This is a genomic window from Mycolicibacterium arabiense (assembly GCF_010731815.2).
GTDB lineage: Bacteria > Actinomycetota > Actinomycetes > Mycobacteriales > Mycobacteriaceae > Mycobacterium > Mycobacterium arabiense.
This window is the reverse complement of record NZ_AP022593.1, coordinates 2,296,633-2,310,418: the sequence shown is the minus strand read 5'-3', so window position 1 is coordinate 2,310,418 and position 13,786 is coordinate 2,296,633. Positions and strand designations below refer to the sequence as shown.

The 13,786-nt window shown below is 69.8% G+C and carries 12 protein-coding genes; 3 read left to right on the top strand and 9 right to left on the bottom strand.

Annotation, left to right across the window (positions count from 1 at the left end; all coding sequences use genetic code 11):
- Nucleotides 1–3: 3 nt before the first annotated feature.
- Complete coding sequence (guaA, locus tag G6N61_RS12785) at nt 4–1,584, top strand: glutamine-hydrolyzing GMP synthase (protein ID WP_163918863.1); 1,581 nt, start codon at nt 4–6, stop codon at nt 1,582–1,584.
- An 18-nt stretch (nt 1,585–1,602) separates the two neighbouring features.
- On the opposite strand, the gene G6N61_RS12780 is transcribed toward guaA, so the two are convergent.
- From G6N61_RS12780 to G6N61_RS12740, 9 genes are all read right to left on the bottom strand, one after another.
- Nucleotides 1,603–2,520: a MerR family transcriptional regulator gene (locus tag G6N61_RS12780; RefSeq protein ID WP_407666438.1), complete on the bottom strand. Its 918-nt coding sequence runs from the start codon at nt 2,518–2,520 to the stop codon at nt 1,603–1,605.
- Between the two features lies 1 nt (nt 2,521).
- Nucleotides 2,522–4,066: a flavin-containing monooxygenase gene (locus G6N61_RS12775; RefSeq protein WP_163918862.1), complete on the bottom strand. Its 1,545-nt coding sequence runs from the start codon at nt 4,064–4,066 to the stop codon at nt 2,522–2,524.
- Nucleotide 4,067: 1 nt separating this feature from the next.
- Nucleotides 4,068–4,988, bottom strand: a complete 921-nt coding sequence (locus tag G6N61_RS12770; protein ID WP_163918861.1) for a ferritin-like domain-containing protein — start codon at nt 4,986–4,988, stop codon at nt 4,068–4,070.
- 10 nt (nt 4,989–4,998) lie between these two features.
- Complete coding sequence (locus tag G6N61_RS12765; protein WP_163918860.1) at nt 4,999–5,844, bottom strand: SDR family NAD(P)-dependent oxidoreductase; 846 nt, start codon at nt 5,842–5,844, stop codon at nt 4,999–5,001.
- Complete coding sequence (locus G6N61_RS12760) at nt 5,841–6,842, bottom strand: alpha/beta hydrolase (RefSeq protein ID WP_163918859.1); 1,002 nt, start codon at nt 6,840–6,842, stop codon at nt 5,841–5,843. Before G6N61_RS12760 ends, G6N61_RS12765 begins: the two co-directional genes overlap by 4 nt.
- 177 nt (nt 6,843–7,019) lie before the next feature.
- The gene (locus tag G6N61_RS12755) at nt 7,020–7,739 is read right to left on the bottom strand and encodes a hypothetical protein (protein ID WP_163918858.1); all 720 of its coding nucleotides are present in this window, start codon (nt 7,737–7,739) and stop codon (nt 7,020–7,022) included.
- Between the two features lie 2 nt (nt 7,740–7,741).
- On the bottom strand, nt 7,742–8,953 hold the full coding sequence (locus G6N61_RS12750) for a zinc ribbon domain-containing protein (protein ID WP_163918857.1): 1,212 nt from the start codon (nt 8,951–8,953) through the stop codon (nt 7,742–7,744).
- Nucleotides 8,950–10,473, bottom strand: a complete 1,524-nt coding sequence (locus G6N61_RS12745; protein WP_235887629.1) for a S53 family peptidase — start codon at nt 10,471–10,473, stop codon at nt 8,950–8,952. Before G6N61_RS12745 ends, G6N61_RS12750 begins: the two co-directional genes overlap by 4 nt.
- Nucleotides 10,474–10,687: 214 nt before the next feature.
- Nucleotides 10,688–10,942 carry a hypothetical protein gene (locus G6N61_RS12740; protein WP_163918856.1) on the bottom strand — a complete coding sequence of 85 codons (255 nt, stop codon included), beginning with the start codon at nt 10,940–10,942 and terminating at the stop codon, nt 10,688–10,690.
- Nucleotides 10,943–11,349: 407 nt separating this feature from the next.
- Between G6N61_RS12740 and G6N61_RS12735 the strand changes: the two genes are divergently transcribed.
- Nucleotides 11,350–12,057 carry a DnaE2-dependent mutagenesis accessory factor ImuA' gene (locus G6N61_RS12735; protein ID WP_163918855.1) on the top strand — a complete coding sequence of 236 codons (708 nt, stop codon included), beginning with the start codon at nt 11,350–11,352 and terminating at the stop codon, nt 12,055–12,057.
- An 85-nt stretch (nt 12,058–12,142) separates the two neighbouring features.
- Entirely contained in the window at nt 12,143–13,762 is a 1,620-nt protein-coding gene (locus G6N61_RS12730) for a DNA polymerase Y family protein (RefSeq protein ID WP_163924790.1), read from the top strand.
- Nucleotides 13,763–13,786 lie beyond the last annotated feature (24 nt).

Here is a 13,786-nt window from a genome sequence, read left to right as displayed (position 1 = left end):
CCGGTGGAAACGGTTCCGGACCCTGATGTTCCTTCATCGCCACGGCCCGTTCTGGTGGTCGACTTCGGTGCGCAGTACGCGCAACTGATCGCACGGCGGGTCCGCGAGGCGCGGGTGTACTCCGAGGTGATCCCGCACAGCGCGACCATCGACGAGATCAAGGCCCGCGACCCGCAGGCGATCGTGCTCTCCGGCGGCCCGGCGAGCGTGTATGCCGAGGGCGCACCGCAACTCGACCCGGCCGTGTTCGACATCGGCGTCCCGGTGTTCGGCATCTGCTACGGCTTCCAGGCCATGGCGCAGGCGCTGGGCGGGACCGTCGCCCACACCGGCACCAGCGAGTACGGCCGCACCGAGCTGTCGGTGGCCGGCGGCTCGCTGCACTCCGATCTGCCTGAGACGCAACCGGTGTGGATGAGCCATGGCGACGCGGTGACCGAGGCGCCCGAGGGGTTCGACGTCGTCGCGACCAGCGCCGGTGCGCCGGTGGCGGCGTTCGAGAACCGTGCCCGTCGGCTCGCCGGGGTGCAGTACCACCCCGAGGTCCTGCACACGCCGCACGGCCAGCAGATCCTCAGCCGCTTCCTGCACGAGTTCGCGGGCATCGGCGCGACGTGGACCGCGGCCAACATCGCCGACGCCCTCGTGGAGCAGGTGCGCGCCCAGGTCGGCGACGGGCGGGCCATCTGCGGTCTGTCCGGCGGCGTCGACTCGGCGGTGGCCGCAGCGCTGGTGCAGCGTGCCATCGGTGACCGGTTGACGTGCGTGTTCGTCGACCACGGTCTGCTGCGGGCAGGTGAACGCGGCCAGGTGCAGCGCGACTTCGTCGCATCGACCGGTGCGAACCTGGTGACGGTGGACGTGGCCGACCGGTTCCTCGAGGCGCTCACCGGCGTCACCAACCCCGAGGGCAAGCGCAAGATCATCGGCCGGGAGTTCATCCGCGCGTTCGAGGGCGCGGTGCGTGACATCGTGTCCGACGGTCATGGCGAGGTCGACTTCCTGGTGCAGGGCACGCTCTACCCCGACGTCGTCGAGTCCGGCGGCGGCTCCGGCACCGCCAACATCAAGAGCCACCACAACGTCGGCGGGCTGCCCGACGACCTCAAGTTCCGGCTAGTGGAGCCGCTGCGCTTGCTGTTCAAGGACGAGGTCCGTGCCGTCGGCCGCGAACTCGGGCTACCCGAGGACATCGTTGGGCGACAGCCGTTTCCGGGTCCCGGCCTCGGCATCCGCATCGTCGGCGAGGTCACCGCGTCGCGGCTCGAGACGCTGCGCCGCGCCGACGCGATCGCGCGCGAAGAGCTGACCGCGGCGGGCCTCGACGGGCAGATCTGGCAGTGCCCGGTGGTTCTCCTGGCCGACGTCCGGTCGGTCGGCGTGCAGGGTGACGGCCGCACCTACGGGCATCCGATCGTGCTGCGCCCGGTGTCGAGCGAGGACGCGATGACTGCGGACTGGACGCGGGTGCCCTACGAAGTGCTGGAACGCATCTCGACGCGCATCACCAACGAGGTGCGCGAGGTCAACCGCGTGGTGCTGGACGTGACGAGCAAGCCGCCCGGCACGATCGAGTGGGAGTAAGGCGCCGGGAAAACTGCCCTAGTCGGCTTCGGCGTCGGCCGCCTTGGCGATGTAGTCGCCGAGGATCTGGCTGACGGCCGATTCGATCGTCGTCTCGATCGAGAACGCCAGCGTGGCGGTGACCGCACTGACGGCCTGGGTGCGGAATCGCACCAGCATCGTGATCAGTTCCGCCACTTCGGTATCCGGCGGTAGCTCGGCGCCGGGCTTGATGCGGTCGACGACGTGCTCGACGCCCGCCTGCACCAGCAGGGCGCTGATCTGGTCGGCCAGGGGCTCGATCTGCTCGTGCAGGTCGACGAGCTTGTCGGTGGCGACGCCGTACTGCTTGATCTCGTTGAAGATCTCGATCAGCTGCGGCCGCACCACCGTGACCTGGCCGTCGTGCTCGGCGTCGCGCTTGATGACGCCGTTGCCGAGCATCCGCTCGAATGCCGGGTCGTCGTCGACCAGGCTGCGGGCGTCGTCCTCGGTCATGCGCTCGGGCCGTTCGGTGGCCCAGGTGCCCGCGATGGCGGATTCGAGGCCCAGCATGTCGCCGAGGTCCTTGCCCTGCTCCCAGGCCGACAGCATCTCGTGCACGTGGGCGATGTTGTAGCCGCGGTCGAGCATCGACGTGATGAGCCGCAGCCGGGTCAGGTGAGTGTCGTTGAACAGCGCGATGCGGCCGACGCGCAGTGGCGGGTGCAGCAGCCCACGGTCGCGATACACCCGGATGTTGCGCGTGGTGGTGCCCGCCAGCCGCGCCAGCTCCTCGATGCGGTACTCGCCGGACGCCTCGATGCCGTGCGGCTGGACCGCCGCATCGAACAGTTGGGACACCGCGTTCTCGATGACGTCGCGTGACCCGCGCCGGATTTGGCGCGGCGCCCGTCGAAGCCCGTTGAGGATGTTCGAGATGGCGCCCGCCTGCTGCCGCGGCTGCTTGCCGGACACGTCAGGCAGATGACATGACTGCTCCACCGGATCGGCGGGCGCGCACGTCGCCGGGTGCGGGACTCGCCGCGTCCCGCGGCACCGCGTCGTAGTCGCCGAACCGGAAGTCACGCATCTGTCGAAGATACTGTGTGGCGAACCCGGGGTACATCGAGGCGTTGAACCCGTCGGGTGTCAGATACCAGCTGCTGCACCCGCTCATCCACGTCGTCTTCGTCAATCGCCGCTGGATGACCTCGTTGTGCGTGCGCTGAACGTCCTCCCGGACGTCGAGGTAGCGCAGGTCGTCGCGCAGGATCTTGGTGATGCCGGCAACGGCGTAGTCGATCTGTCCCTCGACGAACACCAGCAGCGAATTGTGGCCGGGCCCGGAGTTCGGGCCGGTCATGAGGAACAGGTTCGGGTAGCCGTGGGCGTTGATGCTCTTGTAGGCCTGCGCACCGCCCGCCCAGTCCTGCGCCATGGTGCGGCCGCCGCGGCCGGTCACCGGGTACGGCGGGCCGGTGAGGTGGACGTCGTACCCGGTGGCGAAGACGATGGCGTCGAGGTGGTGCTCGATGCCGTCGCTGGTGCGGATGCCGACGGGGCTGATCGTGGCGATCGGCCAGTCGATCAGCTTGCAGTTGTCGCGTTGCAGCGCGGGGTAGTAGTCGTTGGAGATCAGGATGCGCTTGCACCCTGGGGTGAAGTCGGGCGTGAGCTGCCGACGCAGCCACGGGTCCTGGACCTGTCGTTTCAGGTGCGCCTTGCTGATTCGCTTGACCACATTGGTCAGCGGTGAGTTCCACACCAGTGCGGTCGCGCTGGCCTCGTGCCCCCAGTACAGCGCACCCCTCGCAATGCGTTGCACGGCAGGCACCTTCTCGAAGACGCGTTGCGCCGCAGGGGGCGTCGCGAGGTCCATGCGCGGCATCACCCAGCCCGGGGTGCGTTGGAAGACCTTGACGAAGCCGGCCTGCTTCACCAGCTCGGGCACGATCTGAACCGCGCTTGCGCCGGTGCCGATCACGGCGACCCGCTTGCCGGTGAAGTCGTAGTCGTGGTCCCAGCGGGCGCTGTGGATCTTGGTGCCCTCATAGGTGCCGAGCCCGCGGATGTCGGGCCAGTCGTGGTCGGGCAGCGGACCGGATGCCAGCACGACGGTGCGCGCCCGGTAGGTCTCGCCGCCGGTGGTCCGGACGTCCCAGATGCCGAGGTCCTCGTCGAAGTCGAGGCCGTTCACCTCGACGCCGAAGTGGATGCGGCGCCGGAGGTCGAACCGGTCGACCATGTCCTCGATGTGCCGTTGGATCTCCTCGGCGGGGGAGTAGGCCCGTGACCACGTCGGGTTGGGGACGAACGAGAACGAGTACAGCAGCGACGGGATGTCGCACGCCGCACCGGGATAGGTGTTGTCGCGCCAGGTGCCGCCCACGCGATGCTCGCGCTCGACGATGACGAGGTCGTCGACGCCCGCCTGGGTCAGCTTGATCGCCGCGCCGATGCCGGAGAAGCCGCTGCCGACGATGAGCGTGTCGTGGATGCCGGTGGTGCCCCGTGCCGCCACGTCAGGCCGCCGGCTCGTGGGTGAGTTCCTTGAACCAGGTCGGGATGGGGCTCAAGAGCTTCTTGGGGTAGCGGTCCGATGCCCACACCATGGGGTTGGCGATCCAGTGGTAGGGGTTGTCGGGCTTGACCACCATGCGGGCGTGGAGCTTGAGCATCTGGTATGTCGGTACGCGCCAGGTGTATTCGGCGCGTCCACCGAGGTCCTTGAACCTCATCATGGCCTTGTACAGGCGTTCGGGTTCCAGGCCCATGTCGACGATGTTGTTCCGCATCCGGTTGAGCAGCGGTACGTACATGATCATCCCGATGATCAGGCCGGGAGTGGCGAAGCTGCCGACGAAGTCGACGGCGAGCTTGCGCGCCTTCGCGTGGCCGATGAGGTTGAGCACCTCGAAGTCCACGGCGATGTGGCGGGATTCGTCGTTGTTGATCTTCTCGAACACCTGGTGACAGACGGGGTCGTGGACCTCGTCGAGCAGGAACTTGAGCAGCGCGCCGTCGAGCGCCACCTCCAGCATCGGGATGACGGTGCCGAGCACGGACAGTGACATGTCGTCGGCGTAGCGGTCCAGCCACTGGATGGCCAGTCGGATGTTGACGTTCGGCTCCGGCATCTCGCCGTCGTCCAGCATGCCCCAGCGCTTCATCAGCGCGAGTTCGGCGTTCGCGTGCCGCTGCTCCTCGGCGTGGAAGTAGCGGTAGATCTCGGCCAGGGTCGGCGTCGGTGCCTTCTTGGCGAGTGCCGCGAAGCCGCGGGCACCGACGTTCTCGATCCAGCAAAGGTCGGCCATGAAGGCCTTGAGCTTGGGCCGGAACTCGTCGCTGATGGTCTCGGCGCCGGGTGCGTCCCAGTCGATGTCGGCCAGCGCCCACTGCCGGTCCTTGATCTTCGCCAGCATCATGTCCATGTCGATAGCCATCGGGGGCCTCCTAGGAAGTCGTCACGCGGGTGGTCAGACCGACGGCGCGGGTGTACACCGTCGGGGTGAATCGCTTGATGCCCCAGCCGATCCTGGCGTCGGGCTGCGGCATGCAGTAGAGGCCGCCGCGGTCGTGAGTGTCCAGGCACGTACGGGCGACCCGCTCGGGACTGAAGCCGGTCAGGCGCATCAACCGGTCGGCGAGCTGAGTGGATTGCGCTGTGATACGGCCGGATTCGACGATGCCGGTCTTGACGAACGTCGGGCACAGCGCGGTGACCCCGATGCCGGTGCCGGACAGTTCGGCGGCCAGGGTCTCCGACAGCGACAGGACGCCGGCCTTGCTCACGTTGTAGGCGGCCATGCCGGGGGCGGCGCCGAACGCCGCTGCGGAGGCGACGTTGATGATGCCCCGCGGCCGCCGGGGTTCGGCGGCACGCAGGATCGGCGCGAAGACGTGGCAACCGTGGATCGGTCCCCACAGGTTGATGCCCAGCACCCAATTCCAGTCGTCGAGGGTCGCCTCGCCGATGGCGGTGCCGCCCGCGCCGACGCCTGCGTTGTTGATGACGAGCGTGGGAGCCCCGTCGAACCACTCCGTCGCACGAGCGGCGAGCGCGGTGACGTCGTCGATCTGGGCCACGTCGCATCGCACGGAGGTGGCCGAGCCGCCGGCGTCGACGATGGCCTTGGCCGTTGCGGCTGCGGTGTTCTCGTCGAGGTCGCTGCAGACCACGCGGCCGCCGCGGCGGGCCAACTCGAGGGCGAAGGCGGCGCCGATGCCGCTGCCCGCACCGGTGATGACGGCGTCGGCTCCGACGGTCCGCTTGGGGCTTCCGAACCCGAAGACGTTCATCCGGCGGCCCTCTCCATGCTCGAGTCGGCCCAGGAGTCGGCGACGAACGCGGCGACGCGGCGCATCGCAGGGGCGGCCTCGGGGGTGAGCCGGGGCAGCGCCTGGAACACGTGGACCTGATCGGGCCACACCTCGAGCGTGCAGTCGCCTCCCGCCGCAGCGACGTCCGCGGCGAGTCGGCGGGCGTCGGCGACGAGCATCTCGCCACCGCCGGCCTGGATCAGCGTCCGCGGCAGCGTCCGGCCTGCCGCGACGTCGAGTGTGAGCCGTGGATCGGTGAGATCGGTTCCGGCGCAGTACAAGCCGACCAGCTTGGCGGCGTCGACGGCGCGGATCGCCGGGTCCCGGCGCAGCTCCTCGCGCGAGCGGGACAGCCCGAAGGTGAGGTCGATCAGGGGTGAGAACAGCGCGACGCCGGCCGGGTGCGCCACGTCGGGCTGCAGCAGCAGGTCGACGGCGAGGTGGCCGCCTGCGGAGTCACCCGCGATGAAGACCTGGGCGGGGTCGAAGCCCTGGTCTTCGGACAACCAGTCCCAGCCGGCGCGGACGTCGATGGCCGCTGCGGGGAAGCGGTGCTTGGGTGCCAGGCGGTAGTCCACGCAGAACACCGGCAGTCCGGTGAGCCGGGACAGCCACGCGGTGAGGCGGCGGTGCGTACGCGGTGAGCACAGCGCGAACCCGCTGCCGTGCAGGAAGTAGATGGCGCGTTCTCGGGAACTCTCGACGCCGCTGCCCCGCACCCATTCCCCGACCACGCGCCTGCCGTCGGCCAGTCGCACGTCGACCGGGGTGACGCGGGTGCCGGCCAGGGACGGCCCGAAGGCGTCCATGATCCGCGCGACGATCTGGCGCGAGGTCCACAGTCCCCAGGCTCGCTCGGGTGGCAGCACCGCGCTGATCTGGCGCAGCGTCAGGCCGCTGACCCTCGCGGCGCCGCGGGAGCGCAACGAACCGCGGATGGGTATGTCGGGATCGCTCGCACTCGGTGTGGCGGGCATTCGGACCTCCGTTGGTCGAACAGTCCGACGAGTACACCATCAATGGTGACATTGGTCAATGTCACCATTCGGCATTGTGCGATCGCGGTCACCCGCCGAACTGGAGAGTCACGTTGCTCCGCGCGGGGGATTCACGACGTGACTCTCCAGTTCGGCGCAGCAGGGGGGCGGGCCCGCTCAGCGCAGGGGGTCGCCGCGCCAGGTGAAGCTGTTGACGTACTTGCCCATGTCCAAGGCGATCTGGAGGTTGGCGGCCGAGGGCTTGCCGGAGCCGAACTCGGGGCCGAACGCGTGGTACGGCCCGAGCGCGGCGGCGACCAGCGCCAGATCGTTCTTCACCGCCACCATGATCAGCACCCGCATCCGGGTGTAGCTCGTGGCCATGCCCTGCGGCCAGCAGTCCACGGCGACGCCGAAGCCGGGCTGGTAGCCGACCATCGCGTTCGGGATCTCGTAGGCCGTCTTGATGTCGGGTATCGACTCGAGCACCAGCTCGTAGGCGATGTCGCGCGGTGCACGGCCGCGGGCCGGCTCGCCGAACAGCTGCAGCGTGCCGCCGTCGCCGACCAGCAGATCGGCGTTGATGCCGTCGGGCTCCATCTTGACGTCGTACGCGGAGCCCTCCGCCGGGTAGGCGACGCTGAACGAGCCGTCCGCGGCAGTGAAGCGGGGGTTGATCGTCACGGGTTCGCCGATCGGCGGCGTCCCACAGTCCGGGGGGCACACGTAGCGGGACGGCGGCCGCGCGAGGGCGCCGGACAGCGCGACCAGGCCGGCCGCGATGAGGGCGATGGCCAGCACCCACACCACGACGAGGTGCCGGTAGGACGTCTTGGGGCGCTCGGCGACCTGGTAGGTGCCGCGGTAGGTCGAGTAGCCCGGCGCGATGGTCGCCACGGCTACGTCGCCCCGTCCGGTTCGATGCGCACCGGTCGCGCCTCACGTCGGGCCGACCGCGACGACCGGGACGCCGCGTGCGTTGCCGCGCCGCATGCGGGGCAGAACGCCATGTCGGGGATGACGTGACCGCAGTGCGGACACTGGATGGGTTCGTCGAAGATCTCGTCGTGCTGTTCGTGCAGCAGCGCCAGGTGCAGACCCACCCGGAGCAGCAGCAGCGCCACGGCAGCGACGGCGAGATGAACTGCCAGTTGCACGAATTGGGACACCTGCGCCACGTCGACCAATCCGAGGGCGGCGTAGATGGCCATCACCGCGATGCCCATGAGGAACAGGGTGAGGCGCACGAAGTTGCGGTGCTGATGCTTCTTGTTCGCCGGGCGGGTGAACCAGAGCGCGGCGCCGATCAGGCCACCGACGCATGCGGCGGTGAGCGGGACGGCGATCCCGCGGATGCCCGCCTCGACCATCAGTCCGTCGATCGGCCTGGCCTTGGCCACCATGCCGGTCTTGAACTGCGGCGCGAGCCGGGTGAGCGTGGCCGCGCCGGTGCACATCAGGGCGCCCAGCGCACCGATCGCGAAGCCGTCCAACGCTTCCCGGCCGCCAGGACGTACCAGCCGGACGATCACCGCAGGGGCGAGCATCAGCAGCATCCCGCCGAGGGGAACGCCGAGACCGTCGCGTAGCACTCGGGCCGCCGCGACGCCCGCGCCGAGGGGGACGTCGTAGGCGTTGGAGACCATCTCGCCGGTCAGCAGCACCCAGCCGACACCGATGCCGATGCCGAGCGCAGCGGTGCCCACCAGCGTCGCCGACGGGATGTCGCGGTAGACGTCGGCCTCCTGCAGGTAGATGAGGAACAGCAGCGGCAGACCCAGGGCGGCGACGGTGATCAGCGCGCCGGGGAGGCGGAAGACCGTCGCGGCCACCAGCGCCGCCAGCAGCAGGCAGAGCCCGAGCAGGAACGGCGTTCGCGAGCCCGACGCCAGGTGGGGGAACAACGAGCTGACGATGTTGGGCGTGAACAGGTTCTCGCCGGGGGAGGCGCTGAAAGCGCGCCACCGCAACCACTCCGGCCCATTGCCGGGCTGCTCCTTGAGATGGCAGCCGCACAGGCCGCAGAACTCACCGGCGGGGACGTCGGTCTGACAGACCGAGCACTCCATGGTGGGGCGGTCGTCGTCGGTGGTCGTGTCGTCTGTGCTCATCGCGTTGCCCTTTGAAGGATGAGGATGTTGCGGACCAGGTTGTCGACGTCCGGGGTGCCGAGTCCGCTGACGAGGTCATACCCCGGGCCCGCCGTGTCGACGGCATTGCCGCCAAGGGTCACGTCGCGGAAGGCGGGCAGCGGCGCTCCCGCGGCGATGCGGTACAGCACCGGGTTCGCGTCGCCAATCTCGCGGCCGCCGTTGGCGAGCAGGTACTGGTTCATCACCGCTGCCAGCCCGGACCATATCGGCGCTGACTGCGACGTGCCGCCACCGACCACCAGATTGCCGTCGAGCACGATCTTCACCCCGGTGAACGGATCGGCCACCGCCGAGATGTCCGGTGTCATGCGCTTGCCGCCGTTCCGTTCCGGCGCAACGCTGGTGATCATGCCCTGCTGCCAGGGCGGGGTGTCGAACAGCGTGGACACCCCGCCGCCGGTGCCCTGGGACAGTGGCACGTCGAACCAGGCCTGCTCGGAGAGCCAGCCGCCGGCGGAGTCGGTCGACAGCGTGGTGCCGCCGACGCTGGTCATCTCGGGAAGTGAAGCGACGGAGTCCAATCCGACGTCTGACGCGCCGGGTGGTGAGTCCCAGTCGTCGCCGCCCCGGCACTCCAGTCCGGCGAGATCACCGCTGGCGTTGAACGAACTCGTCCCGTTGCGGTGTGCGCGCACCAGCGCCGCGCGCACCGGTGCCAGATCCGCGGCGGTGAGGAGCTTGTCGCAACCCCATCCGATGGAGAAACTCCACACCGCGCCGGGGAAGTCGCGGTCGGTCTGCTCGAGCATCTGGCCGATCTTCACGTAGCCACCCTCGCCCTCGACGGTGGGTCTGGCGTTGACGACGACCTTGGTCGCGTCGGGCGCAATGGCATGCGCCACTTGCAGATCCATCGTCAACTCGCCGCGGGGCCTGCCCGCCTGGCCACCGACCACGACGGGGGTGAACGGCGGAAGTCCGAACGTCGAGGTGAACGTGTCGAGGTCGGTCTGGGCGAAGCCGTCGAACGCGAAGATCACGATCGTCTGGCCCTTGCCGGTGAACCCTGCGCGGGCCAGTGGGGTGACGTTGTAGGTGTTGAGCAGTGCGGTGGGGTCCAGGCCGCGGTCGGGCACGTCGAGCGGCAGGTCCGGCCGGGACATGCTGTGCGGCATGTAGCTCAGGATCCGGCCGAGTTCGGCGACCTCGTGCCGCAGGGATGGCGGCACCTGCGGTTGCTGCGGTGAGGCGTAGAACTCCTGGCCGCGCTTGCCGCGGTAGTCGTGGACCTCGACGGCGAAGGCGTTGGCCACCGCGGTCGGTGCTCCCTCGAGCACCGCCCAGCCGTCGCCGGGTCGCCATCGGACCGAGAGTTCTTGTCCGGCAGCCCATTCGGTGAGTGCACGGGGCTGCTCGGCCCGGTTGAGGGTGGCGGTCAGTTGAACGTGGTCACCACGTGCGGGGCCGAGATCGGTCGACGCCGCGAGCAGCAGTGCGAATGGTCCGTCGATCGTGTGGGCCCGAGGGTCCGGTCGCATTCTCAGATCGGAGGCGACCAGCAGGCTCACGGCGACGATCGAGACCAGCAACCAGCATCCGGGCCTGCCGCGTCTCGGCGACGCGGTCACGGGGTGTGACGGCTGAGAAGCCACGTGAGTCGAACTGTCGCAGTACCTCGGGAGCCGCCGACGCGGCCCACCGGCCCCGGTGACGGGGTGGTGGGTCGGTCAACGCTCCCGAGGCTGCGCGATGTCAGTTGTCGCCAGGAACGGCGGTCGGCGCCGGGGGCGCCTTGATCGACGGCGTGAAGAGGTTTCCGCCAGTGGGGTTGATCGACTTCTCGGTGGGTGACACCGAAGGGGCCGATGTCTCAGTGGTGGTGGTGGTCGTGGTTTCGGGGGATTCTTCCTCGTCGGTTCCACAGGCGGCAGTCAAGCCGACCATGGCAACGATCGCGGTTCCGCCCACGGCCGCCGCGATGCGACGAGCCAGACGATTCGACTTCATGATGCTGTCCTTTGACTATCCCCGAGTAGCGAACACGTGATCTTCGGCGGATCGCAGCGCGATCCCGCACGGTCCGTGGTTCGGTTTCGAGGACCCGAGAAGAGTCCCTCTGCCTGCGGTTCATGGCCCGTACACCAGCCCCATCCCGAAGTGGGTTCTGGCGATCTTGACTCTAACCGACGAGGCAAATCGCCGCATGGTCATTCCGAGACGCTCTCGACTGGGGCTGGCGGGCAGGAGCGGAGCGACCGGGGGGGAGAGGCGGCCGACCCCGCGGCTCGACACGCCCGAGCGGCCCTCTTTGGAGCCTCATCCGCTTGACGGTTGTCGGAGGGTGAGTGTTTACTCGACGTATCGAACAAGTGTTCGATTGAACGCCTGATTCAGATGTTGCGGGAGGTGCTTCTGTGACCAGTGCGACGGGTCTGCGCCAACACCGCTCCGACCGCTCTGAGCAGGTAGAACAGCTGCGTCGCAAGATGGCCGCAATGTCCGGAAAGGGGTCTGCAGGCACTGCTTCGCCGCAGCCTACCGCGACACCCCGACAGGCGCTGCTACCCGACTCCGAGACTTTGCTGCCGGTGCCGGAATCGCTGGCGGATCTGCTTCCGAAGGGGTTGCCCAAGGGGGCGGTGGCGGTGCTGTCGGGGGCGCGGTCGCTCCTGCTCGCGATGGTGGCCGCGGTGACGTCGGAAGGCGGGCATGCCGCGATCGTCGGCATGCCCGACGTAGGACTGCTGGCGGCAGTCGAGATGGGCGCCGACCTGAGCAGGCTTGCGGTCATCCCCGATCCGGGCACCGATCCGGTCGAGGTCGCCGCCGTCCTGATGGACGGCCTGGATCTGGTGGTGCTGAATCTGGGCGGACGTTCCGTCGCGCCGACCAGGGCGCGGGCGGTGACGGCGCGTGCCCGGCAGAAGCAGTGCACCCTGCTGGTCTCCAATGGTGACTGGCCGGGTGCGTCGGCCCGGCTGGAGGCCAGGGTCTGCGGCTTCGACGTGACGGGTGCGGGCGCGGGGGCGCCGATACCGGGGTGCGGCCGGATCAGCCGCGTGCGGCTGGCCATGCGTGGCCGCGGCCGGGCGAGTGATCCGCTGCGCGCCGTGGGCGGGTGACGTGACGGGGCCGGCCGCCTCGGTCGGGGCAACCAGGGTCAGGGCAACCACGGTCAGGGCCACCCGGGTGCTGGCGATCTGGTGCATGGACTGGCCTGCCGTGGCGGCCGCGGCGGCAGCGGGTCTGCCGCCGACCGAGCCGGTGGCCGTGACGCTGGCCAATCGCGTGGTGGCCTGCTCGGCCGCGGCGCGCGCGGCCGGGGTACGCCGCGGGCTGCGGCGCCGGGAGGCGCAGGCGCGGTGTCCGCAGTTGCACGTCGCGGCCGCCGACCCGGCCCGCGACGCGCGGCACTTCGAGGGCGTGACGGCGGCGGTGGACGAGGTGGTGCCCCGCGCCGAGGTGTTGAGGCCGGGGCTGTTGGTGCTGTCGGTCCGCGGGGCGGCCCGCTACTTCGGTTCGGAGCAGGGCGCGGCCGAGCGGCTCGTCGACGCCGTGGCGGCTGCCGGCGCGGAGTGTCAGGTCGGTGTCGCCGACCAGCTGGCCACCGCGGTGTTCGCGGCGCGGGCAGGCCGGATCGTCGAACCGGGGGAGGACGCCCGGTTCCTGGCACCGCTGTCCATCCGCCAGCTGGCCGCCGAGCCGAGCCTGGCCGATCCTCACCGCGACGAATTGGCGGACCTGTTGTGGCGCATGGGCATCCGAACGGTCGGCCAGTTCGCCGAGTTGTCCCGCACCGACGTGGCGTCCCGCTTCGGTGCGGACGCCGTGGCCGCCCACCGGTTCGCCCGCGGCGAGTCCTCGCGTGGGCCGTCGGGCAGGGAGCCGCCGCTGGACCTCGACGCCGTGCGCATGTGCGATCCACCGGTGGAGCGGGTCGACGCGGCGGCATTCGCCGGGCGGTCGCTGGCCGCCGAACTGCACCGCAGCCTGGAGGCGGCGGGCATCGGCTGCACTCGACTGGCCATCCACGCCGTCACCGAGAACGGCGAAGAACTGCAACGGGTTTGGCGGTGCGCGGAACCACTCACCGAGGATGCCACGGCCGACCGCGTGCGCTGGCAGCTGGACGGCTGGCTGAACCGGCGCATGCAGGACCGGCCGACCGCGCCCATCACCATGCTGCGTCTGCACCCGGTGGAGGTGGTGTCGTCCTCGGCGTTGCAGCTGCCGCTGTGGGGATCGTCCGGTGACGAGGACAGGCTGCGGGCCCGACGGGCACTGGTGCGGGTGCAGGGTCTGCTGGGGCCGGAAGCGGTGCGGGTGCCGGTGCTCAGTGGTGGGCGTGGGCCGGCCGAACGCATCTCGTTCACCCCGCTGGGCGACGAACCGGTGCCGCGGGCCGATCCCACGCAGCCGTGGCCGGGGCAGCTGCCGGATCCGTCGCCGACGGTGCTGCTCGACGATCCCGTGGAGGTGCTCGACGTCGACGGCACGCCGGTGCGGGTGACCAGTCGCGGGATGCTCTCCACGGATCCGGCGCGTCTTCGGGTGGCGGATTCGCCCACCCCGCTGGTGGCTGCATTGCTTCCCGCGGCCGGGGCCGATCGCGGCGCGCGGGTGGGCACGGTGAGCTGGTGGGCAGGGCCGTGGCCGGTGGACGAAAGATGGTGGGACGGGGGGCATTCCTCGACCCGGCAGTCCGGTCCCGGGCGGACCGCGCGCATGCAGGTGCTGCTCGAGGCGCCGTCGGAGGCAGGTCCGGGATGCGCGATGCTGCTGTGCTACCGGCAGCGGAGGTGGTACCTCGAAGGGGTCTACGAGTGAGATCGTCGACACATTGATTGTGCA

What these genes read in the sequence shown, in the direction of transcription:
- G6N61_RS12740 (WP_163918856.1), bottom strand. Translation starts at nt 10,942, where the DNA reads ATGAAGTCGAATCGTCTGGCTCGTCGCATCGCGGCGGCCGTGGGCGGA.
- G6N61_RS12730 (WP_163924790.1), top strand. Translation starts at nt 12,143, where the DNA reads ATGGACTGGCCTGCCGTGGCGGCCGCGGCGGCAGCGGGTCTGCCGCCG.
- G6N61_RS12745 (WP_235887629.1), bottom strand. Translation starts at nt 10,473, where the DNA reads ATGCGACCGGACCCTCGGGCCCACACGATCGACGGACCATTCGCACTG.
- G6N61_RS12770 (WP_163918861.1), bottom strand. Translation starts at nt 4,988, where the DNA reads ATGGCTATCGACATGGACATGATGCTGGCGAAGATCAAGGACCGGCAG.
- G6N61_RS12765 (WP_163918860.1), bottom strand. Translation starts at nt 5,844, where the DNA reads ATGAACGTCTTCGGGTTCGGAAGCCCCAAGCGGACCGTCGGAGCCGAC.
- G6N61_RS12750 (WP_163918857.1), bottom strand. Translation starts at nt 8,953, where the DNA reads ATGAGCACAGACGACACGACCACCGACGACGACCGCCCCACCATGGAG.
- G6N61_RS12760 (WP_163918859.1), bottom strand. Translation starts at nt 6,842, where the DNA reads ATGCCCGCCACACCGAGTGCGAGCGATCCCGACATACCCATCCGCGGT.